Below are 20,372 nucleotides of genomic sequence, written 5' to 3' on the forward strand. Positions count from 1 at the left end.
CCTTCTGCAACGCCGACAAACGAAGTTTCTGACGGACTTCATTCTGCCAAGGACTGACGCACAACCGCCCTTGTAGCAGCTGCCGAGCAGCGCGAGGCTGCGTTCGGCTGCGAAGCGGTCGTAAATCCTGGATGCACGGAATTACTGAAACTGCGCGTTGCCTGATTTTACGACTGCTCCGCAGCCGAACGCAGCCTCGCGCAGCTCGGCAGCTGCTACACGATCTCGGGGACTACTGGTGAGAACGGCTTTCCGAGCGCAGCGACCCCAAAAACTCCCCATACAACCGCGCCGTATTGGCCGGTTGTTCGACCATCGGCATATGGCCAATGTGGTCCCAGATGTCCACGCGCAGATCAGCGATGCCTTTACTCCACACCGCGACGCTGCTGACATCGATCAGACGGTCCTTGTGCCCCCACAGTAGCAGCGCCGGGCATTTGATGTCGGGAAGTTTGGGCTCCATCGGCGGGCTGGCACGGAAGTCGTTGAAGATTTCCTCCAGCTCATCGCGATTCTGTATATAACGCTGCGCGATGGCGTCCAGCACCACGCCGGGCACCCACGGTGGTTCGGCCATGGTCATGGCGTAGAAGCGCTGGAACTCTTCCCGAGAGTGAATCAAAAACGGGTTGTGCCCCTTGGCCAAATGGCGCTCCAGGTCGCTGGGCTCGGGAGACGTGACGCCGGCCGGGTCGATCAGGGCGACGGAGGCAATTCGGTCCGGGTAAGTCGCCGCCAGCCACGCAGCGATGTAGCCGCCCATCGAATTGCCGATCACATGGACTTTCTCGACCCCGCAAACGTCCAGCAACTGGATCATCCGCTTGGCCTGCAGCGGGATGTCGTAGCCGCCACCGGCCTTGAAGCCGGTTTCGCCATGACCGGCGATGTCGGGGATGATGACCCGATAGTTGCCGACAAAGTGCCGGGCGAAGCGCAGCCAGATGTTTTTGTCGGCGCTATAGCCGTGCAGCATCAGCACGCTGCTGGACGCTTCGTACGGCCCGCCTTGCCAGGTCGAGACGGTCATTTCCGTGATCGGTACGACAATTTTGTGCAGCCGATACAGCTTGGCCTCCAAGGCCATATTCAGGTCATAGAGCCAGTGACCGATGGCTGGGTAACTCAGCCAGCTCCAGGCCACAAAAACCGCGATAAGGACAACCAACACAAGCATCAGGCATCTTCCTTTTACGTGATCAGGACAAAATGTGGTCAGCGGGTTTCAGGGCCCGGGTCAACCGGTGGTAGCTGAAACTGAACCCCGGAAACATGGCAATCACATGACCGCTCTTGCTTTGATACCAACTGTGGCAGCCTCCGGACTTCCACACGGTGCGCTCCATTTCGCGGTGGATCATCTCAGTGTAGGTACGTTCTGCCTCGGGGCGTACTTCGATGCTGCGCAAACCCTGTTCTTTGAGCGTGCGGATGCAGTCGAGGATGTAATTCATCTGCGATTCGATGATGAACAGCGCCGAGGTGTGGCCGATGCCGGTGTTGGGCCCGGTGACGATAAACAGGTTGGGAAAGTCCGGCAGGCTGGTACCCAGATAAGCCCGCGGGAACCGGGCCCAGACGTCTTTGAGCCGGGTGCCGTTTTTGCCGGTGACCGGGTAGGAAATCACCCCGTCGGTGGCATCGTACCCGGTGGACCAGACGATCAGGTCCAGGTCGATGTGCTGACCGTCCTGGGTGACGATGCCGGTTTCGTCAATGGACGCGATGCCTTGCTCGCGACTGTGCAGTGTCACGTTGGGGCGGCCGAGCGCCGGGTAAAGAGTGCTTGAGACAATCACGCGCTTGCAGCCGATGGTGAAATCCGGCGTCAGTTTTCGACGCAATTGCGGGTCGGGCACCTGACGCTTGAGGAAGCGCAGGGCATGTTGCTGGACCATGCGGATCGCCGGTTTCGAGTATTTGAAGGCGATGACACGGGATTCGAACTGCCAATAGAGCATCCAGCGCAGCAGTTTGTACGCCGGTTTGAGGCCCAACAGCCACCGCTGGAAGGGTCCAAACGTACGGTCGGCGCGTGGCAGTACCCAGTGCGGCGTGCGCTGGAACACGTGCAGGTGCTCGACGTCGGGGGCAATGGCCGGAATCACCTGCGCCGCACTGGCGCCGCTGCCAACGATGGCGACGCGTTTGTGGTGATAGTCGAAGGTGTGATCCCAGTTGTTTGTGTGAAACGTCTTGCCCTGAAAGCGCTCCTGGCCTTCGAAGTGAGGGACGACGGGTTGGCTCAACGGCCCCGTCGCGTTGATCAGGAACTGCGCGTAAAACGTGCCTTTGGCGCCGGTGTGCACCGCCCAGTGTTGGCCGTCGGCATCCCACTCGATGTGCTCGACATTGGCCTGCAGCTCGACTTTGTCCCGCAGGCCGAAGTGCTCCACCACGTACTGGGTGTAGTGGTGCAGTTCAGCCTGTTCGGCGAACATTTGCGTCCAGCGGTAAGGCGCGAAGGACAATGAGTAGAGCGGCGAGGGCACATCGACGGCCGCGCCGGGGTAGGTGTTCTGGCACCAGGTACCGCCAAAGAAGTCTCGTCGTTCCAGCAGGCGAAAATCGTCGATGCCTGCCTTGAGCAAATTGATCGCCGCGCACTGACCGCCAAAACCGCTGCCGATGATCAACACTTGAAAGGTCTGCATGGGCCTCCTTTTTTATCGATTATCTGATTCTCCCTTCATGTATAGCCCAAACATTGCACACATAACGTGTGGTCGCGGGCTGCGTCGGATTCAGGCTGCCCGCCGGTGATGGCTATTTAACGTTGCCCTGATAGACTCCCAGCACACCCGCAACCCGTGTGTTGGCTGGTTCCGTTCTGTGACGCAGAGGCCCTTATGGGAAAAACGGGAGGAAAAGGACTTTCAATGGCCAGGAGGCTCTATACATCGCGGGCCCTGGGCTTGGCGTTGGGGCTGATGTGCGTAAGCGCGGCGATGTATCCACTCAACCCGGCGCCGTGGGTCTGGGGGCTGATGCTGTTCAATGGCGTGCTCTGGCCGCATGTTGCCTATCAATGGGCGCGTCGGGCGAAGGTGCCCTTTCACGCCGAGCATCGCAACATCCTGGTCGACGCCTTTCTCGGCGGCTTTTGGGTCGCCGCCATGCACTTCAATCCGCTGCCGAGCGCGGCGACGCTGTCCATGATGGCCATGAACAACGTGGCGATCGGCGGCTTGCGGTTCCTGTTGGTGGGCACGGCGGCGCAGATTCTCGGGATCGGTGTCGGCATGCTGATTTTCACCCCGGCGTTCTTCGCGCAAACCAGTCCGTTGCAGCTGTACGCCTGTTTGCCCCTGCTGATCCTGTATCCCCTGGCGCTTGGCTGGATCTGCTTTCGCCAAGCCACCACCCTTGGCCGGCACAAACGCGAACTGCTGGCCTTGAGCCGAACAGACAGCCTCACCGGCCTGCTGAACCATGGCGCCTGGAAAGACCAGCTGGAAGTTGAATTCCAGCGTTGCCATCGTCAGCAACAGGGCGGGGCGATTGCGTTGATCGACATCGACCATTTCAAAACCATCAATGACACCTACGGCCACGTCGCCGGGGACATTGTGTTGCGACAGCTGAGCAAAATGCTCAAGCAGAACCTGCGGGCGACTGATGTGGCGGGGCGCTATGGCGGTGACGAATTCTGCGTGCTTCTCCCGGACTTGCCCCTCAACAGCGCGGCGGCTGCCATGGACGCCTTGCGTGACCGCTTCGCGACCCTGGGCTACGAGCAGGACCCGGCGCTGAAAGTCAGCCTGAGCATTGGCCTGGCGGCGTTTAGCCCGACGCACACCGACGCCACCCAGTGGCTCAACGATGCCGACCAGGCGCTTTACGAAGCCAAGAGCACCGGCCGTAACCGCGTTATCTGCCGCGTCGACGGCCAGCCCCGACACGAACTGCTCGACCCGGTCTGAAGGCCTGCACACATACCCTGTGGGAGCGGGCTTGCTCGCGAAAGCGGTGGGTCAGCTTGCATTGATGTTGAATGAAATGTCGCTTTCGCGAGCAAGCCCGCTCCCACATTAGATCCCGTTCGATCACAGGACTTGTGTTCACAGGAGATCACAATGTAGGAGTGAGCCGGCTCCGGGCGGCGTTCCGACGATGGGGCCATTGCAGTCGCTACAAATACGTCAGCTGACTGCTATTCCTTCACACTCATAAACTCTTCCGCCCAACGGATGTATTCCTCAGGCTGCGTATACGTGTGAGTCAGCTCGGTTGCGCTCAAATCCGAAGCCTGGGTAAAGATCTGCCGCTGTTCGCGCAAGCTGTCGTAAGTCGCCTTGATCGCCGCGAAGTACGCGCCATGACCGTCAATGGTCACGCGCACGCCCAGTTCGGCCAGGCGTTTGTCGTCGCGTAGCGCCGGGTTGCCGTAGGTCACCAGCATCAGTGGCACGGTCAGGTGTTCGGCAATCTGTTCGAGGTGATCGAAGTCCCGCACGCCCACCATGCAAATCCCGTCCGCACCGGCCTGCTGGTAATGGCAGGTACGGCTGATGACTTCCTGAACCGGCAGGATCCCGGCGTTGGTCCGCGCAATGATCGCCATTTCCGAGTCGACCCGGGCTTCCAGCGCCGCGCGAATCTTGCCGACACCTTCGGCGACGCCGATCAAGTCGGTGGATTTGCGGCCGAATTGTGCCGGCAGCAGGGTGTCTTCGATGGTCAGCGCGGCGATGCCGGCGCGTTCCAGTTCGACGATGGTGCGCATCACGTTGAGGGCGTTGCCGTAGCCGTGGTCAGCGTCGGCGATGACCGGCAATTGGGCGACACGGCCGATGCGTGTGGCCTGTTCGGCGAATTCGCTGAGGGTGATCAAGGCGAAGTCGGGGGCGCCCAGCACCTGCAACGAAGCGACTGAACCACCGAGGATTCCCACTTCAAACCCCAGGTCAGCGGCAATGCGGGCCGACATCGGGTCGAAGACCGACGCCGTGTGGTAGCAGGCGTTGGAAGCAAACAGCTCGCGGAAGTTACGGCGCAAATCTTGATGAGAAAGCCTGGACATATGAGTTCCACCAATACAAAGGAATGGAAAGGCTTGAGCAAAGGTGTCAACGCCGAAGGAACAAAAGGCTATCACGCGCGCGAGGGGAAGATGATGACGAATTTACGCAGCGGCTGGAACACAATCGATTACGCCGCAACAGCCTGCTGCTGTCGAATAGGCAGCGGCACCGCCCGCACCGAATTCCCCGGTTGCAGTTGCAGGCGTTTGGCCGTGAGTCGGTCGACGATCAGGCTGTTGCCTACCAACCGGGCCTGGGCGGTGGTGATGCGGCAGTTTTCCAGGCGGCGGTTGTGGATCAGCCACACCGGGGCCTGTTCGTCAGGTGTGCCGATGGCCAACACCAGCGGTTGGCTGTCGCGAACGGTGCGGATTTTCGAGACCGGGGCCTCGATCACCGGGCCGGCGTCGAAGATGTCGACGTAACCCTGATGCACAAAACCTTCGGCCTTGAGAATCTTTAGCGCCGGTTCGGTGTTCGGGTGTGCCTTGCCGATGACGGCCTGGGCCTGTTCCGTGAGCAGGCAGGTGTAGAGCGGCTGGCGTGGCATCAATTCGGCGATGAACGATTTGCTGCCCAGCTCCGACAGGTGATCGGCGTGGCTGAAGTCCATTTTGAAGAAGTGCCGGCCCAGACTGTCCCAGAACGGTGAACAGCCCTGTTCGTCGGCGCTGCCGCGCAGTTCGGCAATCAGCTTGTCGCCGAACAGGTGCGGGAACTCGGCCACGAACAGCAGGCGTCCCAGGGACAGCAACCGACCGTTACTGCCATGGCGTTGATCGGGGCGCAGGAACAGCGAGCAGATTTCCGATTGGCCGGTCATTTCGTTGTTCAGGAACAGCGTCGGGATCTGCCGCTGAATACCCAGGTCCGGCGACGAACTGACCGTCAGCCCGACCCGATAGTTGTACCAGGGCTCGCGCAGGCCAACGGCGCCGGCCAACGCACTGATGCCGACCACTTGCTGGTCGTCATCTTCCAGCACGAACAGGTAATCGGCATCCGCACGCTCGACTTGTTCGGCGAAGGTCCGCTGCGCCCAACGCACCCGGTGCACCAGGCGTTCTTCGTTGGCCGGCAGGGTGGTGAAGCCGGGGCCGGCCTGTTGCACCAGATCCATCAAGGCGGGCAGGTCAGTCACGCGAACCGGGCGGACAATCATGATGCAGCTCCTTCTTCGCGCCAGTTCGGGCGCTGTCGTTGGGCACGGGGCCGGGTGATGCTCACAGGGCAATCAGCCGGATCGGGCTGCCATCGGTGACGTTCAGGGCGGCGCACATCTCGGCGCTCAACCCCACCGGTTGCCCGGCCTGGACATTCAGCTCGGCGACGATGGCGCGGTAATCCTTCAGCGAATCGTTGCTCACCAGGTAACGGCCGCTCGCCTCAATGGGCGAAGCCGACTGCACCGTGCCGGTCAGGCTTTGCGCGATCGACAGAATGTTCGACGTGCGCGCATACAGCGTCGGACCTGCATCAAACAGGTCGACGTAGCTGTTGGTTTCAAATCCCTCGCGCTCAAGGATATCGAAGGCCTCCTGGCCGTCGGGGTGAATCCGGCCGATGCAATCCTGTGCGGCCTGGGGCAGCATCGGCACATAGATCGGATATTGCGGCATCAGTTCGGCGAGGAAGGTCCGGCTCTCCAGACCGCATAGCCGCTCGGCCTCGGCGTAGGGCAAGTCGAAGAAATGTTTGCCCAGCGCATCCCAGAACGGTGACTGCGCCTCCTCGCTGCTGAAGCCGACGATCTCGGTGATCACCGCTTCGGCAAAGCGCTGGGAATGGGCGGCGATGAACAACAGGCGCGCCCGGGACAGTAACTCCGAAAACGCTGTGCGCACCAGCGCCGTGTCGATATGAAAACCACGCAGCAAGGTGTGGCCGCTGAGGTCCTGGCACAACGACAACGCCGGCACGCCGTGTTCGATGTTCAGCTCCCGTGAGGCACTGGTGAAGTGACGGTTGCGCAAACTGTAGAACGGTTCGTTGAAGCCGGCGGTGGCAAGGATTTCCGAGCAACCCACCAGACGCCGGGCCGCGAGATCTTCAAGCACGAAGAAATAGTTCTCCGGGCCATGCACCTCGACGTTTTTGTCGAACGAGGCGCAGGAGTCGAGAATCCTCAGTCGCAGGCGTTCAGTGTCGTCCGGCAAGGACGTGACACCCACCAGGCTGTCGCGCGCCAGTTGTTGCAACTGGGGCAGGTCGGTTAACTCGACTGGGCGTAAGACCAGCATGGATGTACTCCTGTATCAAAGGGTTCGGCGGTGTGTGCCGAACCTGACTATCACTGTCGGTTTCCACGCATTAAATCGGCGGTCGCCTGATTTCTTGTCAGACGCCGCTCTTTTTCTTGTCAGCCGTTGCTCGGATCGGGCAACGCCGTGCTGGCGCCCAGCTTGTTGAGGAAAAACAGGTACACCAGGCCCAGGGCAATCCAGATCAGGCCGAGTTTTTGTGCATCGACGCCCATGTTGTACATGATGGCCGCGACGATGATGAAGCCGATCCCCGGGCAGATCAGGTGACGGATCACCTGGCCGGACTTCTGCCGACGCCAGTAGTAGTTGATCACGGTCAGGTGCAGCAGCATGAAACCGCTCAACGCGCCGAAGTTAACCAGCGAGGTGAGGGTGTCCACCGAGTTGATGAACAGGTAGCAGATCACCAGCGACAACACGGCCACGAGGTAGATGCTCAGGTACGGCGTGTTGTGTTTCGGGTGAACCTTCGCCAGCACTTTTGGCAGTTTGCCGTCCCGGGCCATGCCGAACAGCAGGCGCGAAACCGCCGCTTGCGAGGTGATGGCGACCGCTACGCCCCAGGCCAGGGCCGTGGCCACGCCGGTCAGGGTGGCCAGCCAGCTGCCGGCGGCGATTTCGGCGATTTCATAGAACGCAGTGTCGGCGGAAGTGAAGCCCATGCCGGCCGCCAGGTCAGTGGCAATCCAGGTCTGCACGACGAAGATCACCCCCATCACTAGCAGCGTTATCAGGGCTGCCTTGCCGACGCTACGGCCCGGGTCGCCCTTGATTTCTTCGGCGAGGGTTGAAATCGCATCGAAACCGAGGAAGGACAGCACCGCAATCGACACGGCTTGCATCAGCAGGGCGAAATTGAAGGTGTCGGGGTTGTACAACGGCGCCAGGGTCAACTGGCCGTTGCCGCCGCCGCTGTGCAGCGCATTCCAGGCGTAGAACAGGAAGATCCCCAGCACCACCAGTTGCGCGAGCAGAAAGACAATGTTCATGCGGGCAGTGAACGTGATGCCCCGCAGGTTGACGAAGGTCGCGCTGACCAGGAACGCCAGGATGAAACCCACTTTGGGGATGTCCGGGTACAGGTGATTCAGCGCCATGGCCGCGTACACGTAAAGCAGCGGCGGAATCAGCAGGTAATCGAGCAGCATCAGCCATCCGGCGATGAACCCGACATGCGGGTTGAGGCCACGTTGTGCGTAGGAATACACCGAGCCGGCAATCGGAAAAGCCCGCGCCATGCTGCCGTAACTCAGGGCGGTGAACAGCATCGCGACCATGCCGATGATGTAGGCCAGCGGCACCATCCCCGGTGCTTCGGCGTTGACGTAACCGTACACACCAAACGGGGCGATGGGGATCATGAAGATCATCCCGTACACCACCAGGTCGGTCAGCGACAGGCTACGTTTCAACTCCTGCTTGTAACCGAATTCTTCTATTTCCATGAAGCCCTTCTCCTTGGGATGAAAGCAGCTGCACGCTGCGAGTTTGCTGCGATTTCTTACAACAGCGGTGCCAGGTAAGCCGTCCAGCGATTGACGTTTTCAGGTGTGCGCAGCAGATCGTTGCGCACCTCGATCAACACCGATTCCAGTCCCCGTGCATCGCCATGCACCGGCACCGTCATGTCGCCCAGCGGGTTGATTTTGTACGGTTGATTGCCGGCGACCTTCAAGGGGTGCTGGCTCAACCCGTCAATCAATCGCTGGGCGTAGCCCTTGGCTTCGCCGAACAGCACACCGGCTTCCAGTGCGCGCGGCTGACCGTGGTAAACCGGGGTGAAGCTGTGAATGCCGACCAGCCGAACCGTCCGTCCTTGGGCGACACGCTGATCGATCAAGCCCTGCAGCCGGTCATGAAAAGGTTTGAACAGGCATTCGCGGCGATGCTCGCGGGTGGCCTCGTCCAGATTCTGGTTACCCGGTACCTGATAGATCTCGCTCTGGGGTGGAATGCTGTCCGGTGCACCCAGCGGACGATTGAGGTCAATCAATAGCCGTGAGTAATTGGCCGCGAGCAATGTTGCACCCAGTGCCTGGGACAAACTCTCAGCCAGCGCCAGTGCGCCAATGTCCCAGGCGATATGCTCGCGGGCCGCTGCATGACTCAGGCCCAGGTCATTTAACCCGGCCGGGATAAAACGGCTGGCGTGTTCGCACACCAGAATCAACGGGTGCGCCGAGTCTTCGCGGCTCAGGGTGTACGCGGGCTCGGTAAAAAGGCCGAGTTCAGCGGATTCAGTACAGGCGTGCATAGTGCTCACAGCGTTCGGCGGGCGACAGCTGTTCCGTCAGCGTCAGCTCCTCGGCTTTAAGGGCGAACCAAGTGTCCATCAATGCGTTCGGCAGGGCTTCGATCAGCGCCTCGCTGTTGCGCAGGCACTCGAGCGCCTGGGCAAGGGACGCGGGCAGGGCGACGATGCCGCGGGCCTGGCGTTGCTCTTCGTTCAGTGAATCGGGGATTTCATCGGTGATCGCGTTCAAGGCCAGGCGTTGCTCGATGCCCAGGCGACCGGCAATCAGCAGTGCGGCCATGGCCAGGTGCGGCGAGGCCGTGGCGTCCATGGCGCGAAATTCCAGGTTGTATTGCGCCGCCACGGATTTTCCACCCAAGCTCACGGTCGGACAGATCCGCAGGGCCGCTTCGCGGTTGCGCTGACCGAGGCAGGCGTAGGACGCGCTCCAGTGATGCGGTTGCAAACGCTCGTAGGACACCGGTGTCGGTGCGGTAAATGCGCACAGCGCCGGCAAGTAATGCAGGATGCCGGCGGCCCAGTGCTGGCCAAGGGTCGACAGGCCGTTGATCGTGCCGGCGTCGTACAACAGCGGCCGGCCATCCAGGTCCAGCAGGCTGACATGCAGATGGACGCCGTTGCACACGGCATGCTCGGAGGTCTTGGGCGCGAAGCTCAGGTCCAGGCCCATCTGCCGGGCGATCTCGCGGGTGATTTCGCGCACGTTCACCGCACGGTCCGCCGCCGCCACACCGAGGGCGGGTCGGCAGGTGATTTCGTATTGATGCTTGCCATATTCGGGCAGGAACATTTCCGGTTCGACGCCGCCAGCGCGCAGGGCACTGAGCAGCCAGCCACCAAATTCGGCGCCCTGACGCTGTGCCTCAAGGGAGAACGCCAGCTGATCGGCCGCGCCGCTGTCCAGGTTGAATTCATGTTCGAACGCGGCATTAACCTGCAAGCCCAGTTCGGCGCGATATCGCTCCACTTCATTGCGCAACACCGTACGCGGACAGGCGCCCCACGGGCGGCCATCGGTTTCACGGATGTCGCCATGAATGAAGTCCAGCGCCGGGGCCGCGACATCCGGGCCGTTGCTGACCGTTACCCGGCTGCTCAAGTCGGGAATCAGGCGCAGATCGCCATAAGCGCCCCACGGGTTGGTGGAGGCGATGATGTCTTGCGGGGTCAGGGCGCTGTTGGCCGGCACCCAGCCGCAGCCCGTCGCCAGGTAGTGCTCAAGTTCGTCTGTGGGAAACGAGCGGCCACGGGTCACGCCGATCAGGTCGGTGGTGACGATGGTGGTCATGGGCAGCGGCGACAGGCGTTCGCTCATGCTTGTAACTCCTGCAACCGGCCGAGCACAGTCTGGGTGTCGGTGATCCAGCAATAACCCTTGATCGCGTTCAGGCAGGCTAGATGACGTTCCGGCGTGTAGGTCGCACAGGCATCCTCCACCAGCGTCACCAGATAACCGCGGTCCGCGGCGTCACGCACGGCCATGTCCACGCACTGGTCGGTGACGATGCCGGCGATGATCAGGTGCCGTGTTTCAAGGTTGCGCAGCACGTAGTCGATGTTGGTGGAGTTGAACACCCCGGAGGAGGTCTTGGGCAGGACGATTTCGTTTTCCGTCGGCGTCAGGTCGTCGATGATCTGCGCCGATACGCTGCCTTTGGGCAAGTGCATGTCCGAGAGCTTGTGGTCCAGCGAGCGATCGCGGCCATCGGCGGTCAGGCTTTCGATGATCGTGTGCAGCACGTTTTGCCGCGCACTGCGAAAGGCGCTGAGCAGCCGGCGTTGATTGGGCACCACCTGCATGTGGGTGCGGGTCAGGAAGTATTCGCCTTCCGGTCCGTTGAGGTGCGGGTCGAACTGCGGTTCGAGCCAGGCACGCTGCATGTCCACCAGCAACAGCGCGGTGTGATCGGCAGTGAACGGCAAGTCCCGGGGCGAGTGGTGGGGGAGCGTGAACATCCTTATTTATCCTCCAGCAGGTGGGTGTCGAAGTCGGTCCGCAGGGCATCGATGCCTTCCAGGCGATCGGCCAGCTCCGGGCTGCGCAGGGTCAGGCAGGCAATCAGCGCCTCGACCTGGGCCAGTGCCGGGACCATGCTGTCGAAAGCCGACACTGATTCCACCGGCGCACTGATGATCAGGTCGGCCATTTCCCGCAGCGGTGAAGCATAGATATCAGTGAACAACACCACGCGGGCATATCGGCTTTTCGCCGCATGGGCCACGCGCAGGGCCTGTGATTGGTAGCGGCGATAGTCGAACACCAGCACCACGTCCTGGCGCTGCACGTCGAACAGCCGGTCCGGCAGTTGCGCGTTGTCTTCCAGGGCGAAACAGCCCGGGCGCAGCAGGCGCAAATGGTTGAGCAAATAATTGGCGAGGAAACTGCTGAAGCGTCCGCCAAAGCAGTGAACCTGATGGCGGGTGTCGAGCAGCCACTCCACCAGAATCCGCACGTCTTCGGGCTGGGTCAGCGCATGGGTATCCACCAGCGCGCGATGGCTGTCCGCGAGGTAATGACTCCAGGCGTCGCCTTTCTGCAAATGGGAACGAAGCTGTAACAGGGCGCTTGGGGACCGCAGGCGATGGTCCATGTCGCTGAGCAGGGCATCCTGGAAATCGGCATAACCGCTGTAACCCAGTTTTTTCACCAGCCGCACGATGGTGGGGTCGCTGACACCGGCATGTTCGGCCAGACGAGACATGGGGCCCAATCCGTTACGCGGGTACTGATCCAGCAAGGCACGGATGACTTTGCGTTCCGACGGCGTCAGGTCCAGGCCGGGATCGGTGATCAGGTCTCTGAGAGAGGGCATCCGGGCTCCTGCTGGATGGGTGTGTCGATTTTGTTTCATAAATTGCTAAAACAGTATTTATGTAGTGCACGCTACATGTCTAGTGAATTTTTCCATGGATTATCCAGGGGCCAAAAGAGGGCGAAAAGCCCGTGCGCCATGGGCTACGCGGAGTGCGACTGGCGTTGTAGTCCATCGCCTATCTGGGTGTCAGAGATAGACGAAACTCGATGGTCAAGTGATCCCGCGTCCCGTCGGTGCTGGTTCAAACGAAACGCCCTGGATCAAGCATCTTGCGGCACAATTGCCTAATTATTAGCGGCATCGTGCCGTTTTCCATTTCTTCAAAAGGGTGACAGTCCGTGCAGACAACACGTTTGACCCTGATGTGCCACGCTAGAACCGTCGCACAAAAATTAGCGTGTTTTCCTACAAATGAGCCGGTCGAATTTTATGGGCAATCGGCGAAAGGTTCGCGTAGCCGCCAGTTCGAAAAGGCGCCTCGGGTGCTCTGTGGGCCGGAGTTGCGTACGCAGCAGACGGCCGAGTTGTTTGGCCATGATGTTGAAATCGTCTCGGCGCTGAGGGATTGCGACTTCGGACGGTGGAACGGGGTGCGGATAAATGACCTGCAAAAGTCCGAGCCCGAAGCCCTGCAAGCCTGGCTCGACGACCCGACCTCGGCACCCCATGGCGGTGAGTCTGTCGCGCAGCTCTCTGAACGCATGGCGCAGTGGCTCCAGTCCATTGAGGCAACACCGGGGCCTATTCTTGCCATCACCCATCCCTTTGTCATTCGCGCCGCATTGACCCAGGTGTTGCAAGCCAAGGCGTTCAACCTGATTGACGTCGAACCGTTATCGACTATCGAGCTGCAGTTCACTGGCCGTTGGCGGCTGCGTTTGCTTGAAGGAGTCATTGGATGAAAAAGCTTCTGGTCATCGGCATCGGCGCCGGCAACCCCGACTACATCACGATGCAGGCCGTGAAGGCGCTGAACCTTGTCGACGTGTTTTTCCTGATGGACAAGGGCCAGAGCAAGGACAAACTGATCGACCTGCGCCGTGAAATCTGCGAGCGCTACATCACCGATCACGACTACCGCTTCGTCGAAGCCCACAGCCCGGAGCGTGAGCGCGGGGAGGTGGACTACAAGACCAGCGTCGAAGAACTGAACCTCGCCAAGCAGCAGACCTTCGAGCGGCTGATCACTGAAGAACTGTCCGATGACCAGTGCGGCGGTTTTCTGGTGTGGGGCGATCCGGCGTTGTACGACAGTACCCTGCGGATTCTGCAGGCGATCCTGGCCTCGGGCCGCTGTGCGTTCGAGTATGAAGTGATCCCCGGCATCACCAGCGTTCAGGCGCTGGCGGCGCAGCACAAGGTGCCGCTGAATCGCATCGGCCGCTCACTTGAAATCACCACCGGCCGACGGCTGGCGGCGGGGCAGGTGAGCGATGCCGACAGCCTGGTGGTGATGCTCGATGCCGAAGATTCCTACCATCAGGTGGCGGATCAGGAGACAGAGATTTACTGGGGGGCTTATTTGGGGACGCCGGATGAGATTTTGATCAGCGGCAAGCTCAAGGACGTGGCGGATGAGATCGAGCGGGTGCGCAAGGCGGCGCGGGTGGCGAATGGGTGGATTATGGATACCTATTTGTTGCGTAAGCCTTGAGGACATTGGTGTATTTGAGGGCCCCTTCGCGAGCAAGCCCGCTCCCACACTGGATCTGCGGTGTTCACAGAACCCCTGTGGGAGCGGGCTTGCTCGCGAAAGGGCCCTTCAATACACCTCAAATTATGGCCTTGACCCCACGCCCAAACCGCTCCCGATACACCGACGGTGGCACACCCACCACCCCACGAAATGCCACCCGAAAACTCTCCACCGACCGATAACCACACTGCTCGGCAATCTGGTCTGTGTTTTGCCCGGTACTCTCCAGCAACTCCCGCGCCCGCGCCAGCCGCTCATGCTGTAACCACGCCTTGGGCGGCATGCCCGTGGCTTCGGTAAACCGGCGCAGAAAGGTCCGTTCACTCATGGCTGCCTCGCTCGCCAGTTCGCGAACTTCCAGCGGTTCGTGCAAGCGCTCCCGCGCCCACTGCATGACGCGGGACAAATCGCTGCGCGGCGTTGGACTGACGGGTGTAGGAATAAACTGCGCTTGCCCGCCGGTGCGTTGCGGCGACATCACCAGCCGCCGCGCCACCGAGTTCGCCACCTGCGTGCCGAAGTCCCGTGCTACCAGGTGCAGGCACGCATCAATCCCCGCCGCGCTGCCGGCCGAGGTAATCAACTGGCCGGAATCGACGTACAGCACGTCCGGGTCCACCAGAATATTCGGAAAACGTTCAGCCAACTCAGCGGCGTAGCGCCAATGCGTGGTGGCGCCGTGACCGTCCAGCAGACCGGTGGCCGCCAGCACAAACACGCCGGAGCAGATCGACAGCAACCGCGCACCCCGCGCATGGGCCTGGCGCAGGGCGGCGAGCAAGTGTTCCGGCACCGGCGAATGTCGGTCGCGCCAGCCGGGAATGATGATAGTGCGGGCGTCTTCGAGCAGTTCCATGCCGCCATCGGCCAGCACCTGAATGCCGCCCATGGCGCGCATCGGGCCCTGGTCCACGGCGACGATGCGATGCTCGTACCAAGGGAAATCGAACTCCGGCCGCGCCAGGCCAAAGATCTCCACGGCGATGCCGAATTCAAAAGTACAGAGGCCGTCGTAGGCCAGAATCGCGACCAATCCAGGGCTAGGCTGCATTTGGCGGAAAGTTCCCGGTGAGTGTCTTGTCCGCCACTGTAGCCGCAAGCGTCGGGTGGATAAAGTCTTCTCACACCCACTCAACACTTTGGAGTACAGCCATGACCAGCCTGGTCCGCGCCATTCCCGCAGCCCCTTCGGCCATTGCCCTGATGCACTTCAGCAACCTTCTGACCTATGAAACCGACTGTTCCGACGTGTACAGCAGCCAACAGGCCGGCGATGTTGATTTTGTCCTGGTGGACGTGCGCGGCCCGTTGGCGTTCGAACGCGGGCATGTGCCGGGCGCGATCAACATTCCGGGACGACTGCTCACCGCCGAGAGCCTGGCGAACTACCCGACCTCCACCTTGTTTGTAGTGTATTGCGCCGGGCCGCACTGCAACGGTGTGCACAAAGCGGCGGTGAAACTGGCGGCGCTGGGTTATCCGGTCAAGGAGATGATTGGCGGCGTGACCGGGTGGCTGGATGAAGGGTTGGAATTGAGTGTTGCGGTGCAACGGCCTGCCACCACCATCATCGGTTGTGAATGTTGATGTAGTCGAAAAAACGCAGCCTCGTTTCACTCGACAGCTGCTACAGGGGATCGCGTAGACCTTTAGCAGCTGTCGAGTGAAACGAGGCTGCGATCATTTGATCTTGCTTCTTTAATTCGCCGCCGCCCACCACCCATCCAGCGTCGCCTGCAACCAGTGGTTCACGGCTGCGTAGGCGACGCTGTCCTGTTGCCCTCGGGGCAACGGTGATTCCTCGGCAAAGTGTTCATTAAGCCTCGCCACCGACGCCGCATCCCACTCCGGATGAAACTGCAATCCCACCCGCGTCGGTCCCACGCGATACATCTGCTGTTCACAGTGATCACTGCTGGCCAGCAATTGCGCATCAGGCGGCAAGTCGATCGCGTCTTCGTGCCACTCCAGCACCTTCAGCGTCTGGCCATCGACGAACGTCACGGGGGTCCAGCCGGTTTCGCTCCGATCCATCCGCCGTACCTTCCCGCCCAGGCTCAGCGCCAACAACTGCGCCCCCAGGCAAATCGCAAACACCGCCGCGCCCTGATCCAGGCTCGCCGCCAGCCACTGCCGTTCTGCTTCCAGCCATGCCGGCCCGGCATTGGATTCATAAGGCCCGCCCAACACAATCACGGGCGCCGCACTCATCGGCGGCAACTGGCCGAGGTCGGCACGAAAGACGTTCAGCGTCACCCCTCGGGATGTTGCCCAATCGGCAATGGCGCCTGGACCTTCGGCGGGGTGGTGCTGGATCAGATTCAAGGTGGGCATCGGTACTCTCTGTAGTTTTTGCGTGTAGGTTTTGTCTGAAAAAAGGGCTTGTCCTACAGTCCTTGCACCGCCTTGGCGCACGCTTCAAGGGCTTTGAATCGGTCGGCCACTTATCTATAAGTATTTGTCGCTTAAACACAATTTGCCCTCTGAAAGCCGCTCTAGACTGCCGGCCACTTCGATCTTCACCGACCGAAAGTCATTCGAAAGCTGCCAATAAAAACCTCCGCACACAGGAGTTATAAATGAAGAAGCTAGTGATGTTTGGTGCCCTGGCACTGTCGATGTTGTCCCTGACCGCTGTGGCCGATGACGCCAAGCCGATCCGCATCGGTATCGAAGCCGGTTACCCGCCATTCTCGATGAAAACCCCTGACGGCAAGCTCACCGGTTTCGACGTTGATATCGGCGACGCGCTGTGCGAGCAGATGAAAGTGAAGTGCACCTGGGTCGAGCAAGAGTTCGATGGCCTGATCCCGGCACTGAAAGTGAAGAAAATCGACGCGATCCTGTCGTCCATGACCATCACTGACGATCGCAAAAAGAACGTCGATTTCACCATCAAGTACTACCACACCCCGGCACGTTTCGTGATGAAGGCCGGCACCGACATCAAGGACCCGCTGACCGAACTCAAGGGCAAGAAAGTCGGTGTGCTGCGCGCCAGTACCCATGACCGCTTCGCCACTGAAGTGCTGGTGTCGGCCGGCATCAACCTGGTTCGCTACGGCTCCCAGCAGGAAGCTAACCTGGACATGGTCTCCGGCCGCGTTGACGCGCTGCTGGCCGACTCGGTCAACCTGGACGACGGTTTCCTGAAAACCGACGCCGGTAAAGGCTTCGCTTTCGTTGGCCCGACCTACGAAGACGCCAAGTACTTCGGCGGCGGCGCCGGTATTGCGGTGCGCAAGGGCGATACCGCTCTGGCAGACAAATTCAACACCGCCATCACCGAAATCCGCGCCAACGGCAAGTACAAGCAAGTGCAAGACAAGTACTTCGACTTTGACGTTTACGGCCATTAATCACGCCGTTCAAAAAAGTGGCAACCGTTGACGCGGTTGCCACTTTTTTTATGCGCGCTCTCTGTTGAAATGGAGATCCCTTGTGGGAGCGGCGGTGCGGCGATCCGACTTGCTCGCGAAGGCGTCGTCTCAGGCAACATCAATGTCGACTGACACGACGCCTTCGCGAGCAAGTCGGATCGCCGCACCGCCGCTCCCACAGGGTGATCTAAGTGCCTCTTACTTCGGAGTTCCCATGCAACGCATCGACCATCCTTTGCCCTGGAGCCACCTGGGCACCGAACGCACCCTCAGCGTGTTTCGTTATGGCGCCGGCACTCGCAAGGTCTACATCCAGGCCAGCCTGCACGCTGACGAATTGCCCGGTATGCGCACGGCCTGGGAACTGAAAAAGCGTCTGTCCGAACTCGAAACCAATGGGCAGTTGCAAGGCGTGATCGAACTGGTGCCGGTGGCCAATCCGATCGGCCTTGATCAGCACCTGCAAGGCAGCCACATGGGGCGTTTCGAACTGGGCAGCGGCAAGAACTTCAACCGCTCTTTCGTTGAACTCAGCGCACCGGTGGCCGCGTTGATCGGTGACCGTTTGGGTCACGATGCACAGGCCAACATCACGCTGATTCGCCAGACCATGGGCCAGGTCCTCGACGACCTGCCGGCACCGGCCTCGCAGCTCGAAGCCATGCACCGCTTGCTGCTGCGCCACGCTTGTGATGCCGATATCACGCTGGATCTGCATTGCGATTTCGATGCAGCGATTCATCTCTACGCCTTGCCGCAACACTGGCCGCAGTGGCAATCCCTGGCGGCGCGCCTGAAGGCCGGGGTGGCGTTGCTGTGTGAGGATTCCGGCGGCAGTTCATTTGATGAGTCCTGTTCCTCGCCGTGGTTGCGCCTGGCGCGGGCCTTCCCTGAGGCGGCGATTCCCCCGGCCAACCTGGCGACGACGCTGGAACTGGGCAGCATGGGCGACACCCGGGTTGATCAGGCCCAAGCGAATTGCGAGGCGATTCTGGGGTTCCTCGCCGAGCAGGGCTTCATCAAAAACACCTGGCCTGCGGCACCGAGCGAGTGCTGCGAAGGCATGCCGTTCGAGGGCACCGAATACCTGTTCGCGCCGCATCACGGGGTGGTGAGTTTTCTGCGTGATTCGGGTGAGTGGGTGGAGCAGGGCGATGCGCTGTTTGAAGTGGTTGATCCGCTGAGCGACCGCGTCACCACCGTGCGCGCCGGGACCAGCGGCGTGTTGTTTGCGATTGATCGCGGGCGATATACGCAGCCGGGCACGTGGCAGGCGAAGGTGGCGGGGCGTGAGCCGATTCGGGTGGGCAAACTGGTAAACGACTGAGGATTGTCGCTGTTCTTTCGGGCCTCTTCGCGGGCAAGCCCGCTCCCACAGTTTTTGCGGTGTTCACAAAACCTGTGGGAGCGGGCTTGCCCGCGATGACTGCATCAGCAACGCCGAATGTCCCCCGGCAAGCTTCACAGTGTTAGGCTCTTCCCCGAATCCTGCACGTGTGAAGGAAGGTTTATGTTGAAGTTTCTCGCTCTGCTGATACTCCTGGCGTCCGCCGCCGTCCACGCTCAAACCCCGCTGCAAACCGATCTGCCGCTCAAATATCTTGAGCAGGCCAACCCCGAATCCCGCCACCAGCCCCTTGTGATTTTCCTCCACGGTTACGGCAGTAACGAGCAGGACCTGTTCGACATCAAGGATCAATTGCCGGCGCAATACAACTTCCTGTCTGTGCGGGCGCCGATGGTGATGGAGGAGGGCAGTTACAAGTGGTTTCGCGAGAAGGGCAACGGGGCCTACAACGGTGAGACCGATGATCTGAAGACCAGCGGCCAGGTGCTGCTGGAGTTCATCGCACAGGCCGCGAAGAAATATCACACCGAACCCGACAAGGTGTTCCTGGTCGGTTTCAGCCAGGGCGCGATCATGTCCTACGAGGTGGCGCTGCGTCATCCCGAGGCGGTGGGCGGGATTGCGGCGCTGAGCGGGCGGATTCTGCCGGTGCTGAGGTCAGAACTCAAACCGGATGAAAAACGCCAGAAGCTGGCGATCTTCATCGGTCATGGCACGGCAGACAAACGCTTGCCCTACATCGACGGCACCGAGGCCAACAGCCTGTTGCAGAGCCTGTCACTCAAGCCTGAGTTTCATGCCTACCCGGGCGTCGGTCACAGCATCAGTGCCACCGAGATGCAGGACTTGAGCGCCTGGTTGCAGCGCCTCAATCGTTGAGTCTTATTTGCCGGTAACGATCTGTTTGACCAACGTTTCGTGGCCGCCATTGTCGCTGAGGCGGGAAATCACCTGAACGATCGCCATGCGCGTGTTGGACGCGGCCATCAGCGTGGTGTCGAGGGTTTTGCCGCCGCCCTGGGTGGCGGTGCTGTCGATCTGCCGCAGCCCCAGGCCGGTGCCTTTCTGAGTCAGGCTTTTTTCGCTGAGCTTGGTGAAGTCCGGCAGTGCCTTGGCTTGTTCGGTGGCGAAGTCGGCTGCGGCCGAGTCGAGGAACGGACCGTCGTTGTCCTTGACGTTGGCGCCACCGGGGATGGTGTTTTCAGCGGCGATCACTACGGTTTTGGTGGCCGCATTGGTGTACATGGTGCCCGTGGCCCCGGCTGTGCCGGTCGCCGCGTCGCCGGCGGGCAACGGGTTGGCGATGAAGCCCTTGGGCAGGGTGAACTTGAACTTGCCGCCGAGCATCGAGACTTCTTGTGCAGGCGCTTTGTCGCTGGCAGTGGCCTTGGCGGCATAGGCATTCAAGGCCCCCAGGCTGGCGGCCGCCGTCAGTAACAGGACAACGGCTTTTTTACTCAACAATGACATTCGAAAACTCCAGGGATGATCGCGCATTCGCCGCAATCATCCCATGGAATACGATTCGTAGCAGCTGCCGCACACCGCCCTGTAGCAGCTGCCGAGCAGCGCGAGGCTGCGTTCGGC

The 20,372-nt window shown here is 60.8% G+C and carries 20 protein-coding genes; 7 read left to right on the forward strand and 13 right to left on the reverse strand.

Annotated features, from left to right (window positions below; genetic code table 11):
- Positions 1-232: 232 nt before the first annotated feature.
- Both ACA072_RS11245 and ACA072_RS11250 read right to left on the reverse strand, forming a co-directional pair.
- Entirely contained in the window at positions 233-1,180 is a 948-nt protein-coding gene (locus tag ACA072_RS11245) for an alpha/beta fold hydrolase (RefSeq protein WP_497624353.1), read from the reverse strand.
- A 22-nt stretch (positions 1,181-1,202) separates the two neighbouring features.
- A complete protein-coding gene (locus ACA072_RS11250) occupies positions 1,203-2,657 on the reverse strand; it encodes a flavin-containing monooxygenase (RefSeq protein WP_497624354.1) in 1,455 nt (484 codons plus the stop codon).
- A gap of 195 nt (positions 2,658-2,852) precedes the next feature.
- Here ACA072_RS11250 and ACA072_RS11255 point away from each other — a divergent pair, with 195 nt between their 5' ends.
- Positions 2,853-3,926, forward strand: a complete 1,074-nt coding sequence (locus ACA072_RS11255) for a diguanylate cyclase (protein WP_497624355.1) — start codon at positions 2,853-2,855, stop codon at positions 3,924-3,926.
- A 230-nt stretch (positions 3,927-4,156) separates the two neighbouring features.
- Here ACA072_RS11255 and ACA072_RS11260 read toward each other — a convergent pair whose 3' ends face one another.
- From ACA072_RS11260 to ACA072_RS11295, 8 genes are all read right to left on the reverse strand, one after another.
- On the reverse strand, positions 4,157-5,026 hold the full coding sequence (locus ACA072_RS11260; RefSeq protein WP_094471765.1) for an isocitrate lyase/PEP mutase family protein: 870 nt from the start codon (positions 5,024-5,026) through the stop codon (positions 4,157-4,159).
- A 128-nt stretch (positions 5,027-5,154) separates the two neighbouring features.
- Entirely contained in the window at positions 5,155-6,189 is a 1,035-nt protein-coding gene (astA, locus tag ACA072_RS11265) for an arginine N-succinyltransferase (RefSeq protein WP_497624356.1), read from the reverse strand.
- Between the two features lie 61 nt (positions 6,190-6,250).
- Positions 6,251-7,267 carry an arginine N-succinyltransferase gene (locus ACA072_RS11270; RefSeq protein ID WP_497624357.1) on the reverse strand — a complete coding sequence of 339 codons (1,017 nt, stop codon included), beginning with the start codon at positions 7,265-7,267 and terminating at the stop codon, positions 6,251-6,253.
- Positions 7,268-7,386: 119 nt separating this feature from the next.
- A complete protein-coding gene (locus tag ACA072_RS11275) occupies positions 7,387-8,736 on the reverse strand; it encodes an APC family permease (RefSeq protein ID WP_497624358.1) in 1,350 nt (449 codons plus the stop codon).
- 56 nt (positions 8,737-8,792) lie between these two features.
- Entirely contained in the window at positions 8,793-9,545 is a 753-nt protein-coding gene (locus ACA072_RS11280) for an N-formylglutamate amidohydrolase (RefSeq protein ID WP_497624359.1), read from the reverse strand.
- Positions 9,529-10,860, reverse strand: coding sequence for a glutamine synthetase family protein (locus ACA072_RS11285; protein WP_497624360.1), 1,332 nt, complete (start codon positions 10,858-10,860; stop codon positions 9,529-9,531). The genes ACA072_RS11280 and ACA072_RS11285 overlap by 17 nt, the downstream gene beginning before the upstream one ends.
- Positions 10,857-11,501 carry a cysteine hydrolase family protein gene (locus tag ACA072_RS11290; RefSeq protein WP_497624361.1) on the reverse strand — a complete coding sequence of 215 codons (645 nt, stop codon included), beginning with the start codon at positions 11,499-11,501 and terminating at the stop codon, positions 10,857-10,859. Before ACA072_RS11290 ends, ACA072_RS11285 begins: the two co-directional genes overlap by 4 nt.
- A gap of 2 nt (positions 11,502-11,503) precedes the next feature.
- A complete protein-coding gene (locus tag ACA072_RS11295) occupies positions 11,504-12,358 on the reverse strand; it encodes a MurR/RpiR family transcriptional regulator (RefSeq protein WP_497624362.1) in 855 nt (284 codons plus the stop codon).
- 341 nt (positions 12,359-12,699) lie between these two features.
- Between ACA072_RS11295 and ACA072_RS11300 the strand changes: the two genes are divergently transcribed.
- Together ACA072_RS11300 and cobF are read left to right on the forward strand one after the other, a co-directional pair.
- Positions 12,700-13,263 (forward strand): histidine phosphatase family protein, encoded by a 564-nt coding sequence (locus tag ACA072_RS11300; protein WP_497624363.1) that lies wholly within the window; start codon positions 12,700-12,702, stop codon positions 13,261-13,263.
- Entirely contained in the window at positions 13,260-14,015 is a 756-nt protein-coding gene (gene cobF, locus ACA072_RS11305) for a precorrin-6A synthase (deacetylating) (protein WP_497624364.1), read from the forward strand. The genes ACA072_RS11300 and cobF overlap by 4 nt, the downstream gene beginning before the upstream one ends.
- Before the next feature lie 118 nt (positions 14,016-14,133).
- Here cobF and ftrA read toward each other — a convergent pair whose 3' ends face one another.
- The gene (ftrA, locus tag ACA072_RS11310; protein WP_497624365.1) at positions 14,134-15,108 is read right to left on the reverse strand and encodes a transcriptional regulator FtrA; all 975 of its coding nucleotides are present in this window, start codon (positions 15,106-15,108) and stop codon (positions 14,134-14,136) included.
- A 101-nt stretch (positions 15,109-15,209) separates the two neighbouring features.
- On the opposite strand from ftrA, the gene ACA072_RS11315 reads away from it, so the two are divergent.
- Positions 15,210-15,644: a rhodanese-like domain-containing protein gene (locus ACA072_RS11315; RefSeq protein WP_497624366.1), complete on the forward strand. Its 435-nt coding sequence runs from the start codon at positions 15,210-15,212 to the stop codon at positions 15,642-15,644.
- Positions 15,645-15,755: 111 nt separating this feature from the next.
- Here ACA072_RS11315 and ACA072_RS11320 read toward each other — a convergent pair whose 3' ends face one another.
- On the reverse strand, positions 15,756-16,391 hold the full coding sequence (locus ACA072_RS11320; RefSeq protein WP_497624367.1) for a type 1 glutamine amidotransferase: 636 nt from the start codon (positions 16,389-16,391) through the stop codon (positions 15,756-15,758).
- Between the two features lie 245 nt (positions 16,392-16,636).
- On the opposite strand from ACA072_RS11320, the gene ACA072_RS11325 reads away from it, so the two are divergent.
- The 3 genes from ACA072_RS11325 to ACA072_RS11335 all read left to right on the forward strand — a co-directional run bounded on the left by ACA072_RS11325 (position 16,637) and on the right by ACA072_RS11335 (position 19,664).
- The gene (locus tag ACA072_RS11325; RefSeq protein WP_497624368.1) at positions 16,637-17,416 is read left to right on the forward strand and encodes an ABC transporter substrate-binding protein; all 780 of its coding nucleotides are present in this window, start codon (positions 16,637-16,639) and stop codon (positions 17,414-17,416) included.
- Positions 17,417-17,651: 235 nt separating this feature from the next.
- The gene (locus ACA072_RS11330) at positions 17,652-18,764 is read left to right on the forward strand and encodes a succinylglutamate desuccinylase/aspartoacylase family protein (protein ID WP_497624369.1); all 1,113 of its coding nucleotides are present in this window, start codon (positions 17,652-17,654) and stop codon (positions 18,762-18,764) included.
- A 183-nt stretch (positions 18,765-18,947) separates the two neighbouring features.
- On the forward strand, positions 18,948-19,664 hold the full coding sequence (locus ACA072_RS11335; protein WP_497624370.1) for an alpha/beta hydrolase: 717 nt from the start codon (positions 18,948-18,950) through the stop codon (positions 19,662-19,664).
- A gap of 3 nt (positions 19,665-19,667) precedes the next feature.
- On the opposite strand, the gene ACA072_RS11340 is transcribed toward ACA072_RS11335, so the two are convergent.
- Positions 19,668-20,255: a hypothetical protein gene (locus tag ACA072_RS11340; RefSeq protein ID WP_497624371.1), complete on the reverse strand. Its 588-nt coding sequence runs from the start codon at positions 20,253-20,255 to the stop codon at positions 19,668-19,670.
- Positions 20,256-20,372 lie beyond the last annotated feature (117 nt).

The sequence above is a fragment of the Pseudomonas sp. LBUM1656 genome (assembly GCF_059716065.1).

What these genes read in the sequence shown, in the direction of transcription:
- ACA072_RS11325 (WP_497624368.1), top strand. Translation starts at nt 16,637, where the DNA reads ATGAAGAAGCTAGTGATGTTTGGTGCCCTGGCACTGTCGATGTTGTCC.
- ACA072_RS11340 (WP_497624371.1), bottom strand. Translation starts at nt 20,255, where the DNA reads ATGTCATTGTTGAGTAAAAAAGCCGTTGTCCTGTTACTGACGGCGGCC.
- ftrA (WP_497624365.1), bottom strand. Translation starts at nt 15,108, where the DNA reads ATGCAGCCTAGCCCTGGATTGGTCGCGATTCTGGCCTACGACGGCCTC.
- ACA072_RS11280 (WP_497624359.1), bottom strand. Translation starts at nt 9,545, where the DNA reads ATGCACGCCTGTACTGAATCCGCTGAACTCGGCCTTTTTACCGAGCCC.
- ACA072_RS11260 (WP_094471765.1), bottom strand. Translation starts at nt 5,026, where the DNA reads ATGTCCAGGCTTTCTCATCAAGATTTGCGCCGTAACTTCCGCGAGCTG.
- ACA072_RS11320 (WP_497624367.1), bottom strand. Translation starts at nt 16,391, where the DNA reads ATGCCCACCTTGAATCTGATCCAGCACCACCCCGCCGAAGGTCCAGGC.
- ACA072_RS11335 (WP_497624370.1), top strand. Translation starts at nt 18,948, where the DNA reads ATGTTGAAGTTTCTCGCTCTGCTGATACTCCTGGCGTCCGCCGCCGTC.
- ACA072_RS11285 (WP_497624360.1), bottom strand. Translation starts at nt 10,860, where the DNA reads ATGAGCGAACGCCTGTCGCCGCTGCCCATGACCACCATCGTCACCACC.
- cobF (WP_497624364.1), top strand. Translation starts at nt 13,260, where the DNA reads ATGAAAAAGCTTCTGGTCATCGGCATCGGCGCCGGCAACCCCGACTAC.
- ACA072_RS11290 (WP_497624361.1), bottom strand. Translation starts at nt 11,501, where the DNA reads ATGTTCACGCTCCCCCACCACTCGCCCCGGGACTTGCCGTTCACTGCC.
- ACA072_RS11330 (WP_497624369.1), top strand. Translation starts at nt 17,652, where the DNA reads ATGCAACGCATCGACCATCCTTTGCCCTGGAGCCACCTGGGCACCGAA.
- ACA072_RS11275 (WP_497624358.1), bottom strand. Translation starts at nt 8,736, where the DNA reads ATGGAAATAGAAGAATTCGGTTACAAGCAGGAGTTGAAACGTAGCCTG.
- ACA072_RS11245 (WP_497624353.1), bottom strand. Translation starts at nt 1,180, where the DNA reads ATGCTTGTGTTGGTTGTCCTTATCGCGGTTTTTGTGGCCTGGAGCTGG.
- ACA072_RS11270 (WP_497624357.1), bottom strand. Translation starts at nt 7,267, where the DNA reads ATGCTGGTCTTACGCCCAGTCGAGTTAACCGACCTGCCCCAGTTGCAA.
- ACA072_RS11255 (WP_497624355.1), top strand. Translation starts at nt 2,853, where the DNA reads ATGGGAAAAACGGGAGGAAAAGGACTTTCAATGGCCAGGAGGCTCTAT.
- ACA072_RS11295 (WP_497624362.1), bottom strand. Translation starts at nt 12,358, where the DNA reads ATGCCCTCTCTCAGAGACCTGATCACCGATCCCGGCCTGGACCTGACG.
- ACA072_RS11315 (WP_497624366.1), top strand. Translation starts at nt 15,210, where the DNA reads ATGACCAGCCTGGTCCGCGCCATTCCCGCAGCCCCTTCGGCCATTGCC.
- astA (WP_497624356.1), bottom strand. Translation starts at nt 6,189, where the DNA reads ATGATTGTCCGCCCGGTTCGCGTGACTGACCTGCCCGCCTTGATGGAT.
- ACA072_RS11250 (WP_497624354.1), bottom strand. Translation starts at nt 2,657, where the DNA reads ATGCAGACCTTTCAAGTGTTGATCATCGGCAGCGGTTTTGGCGGTCAG.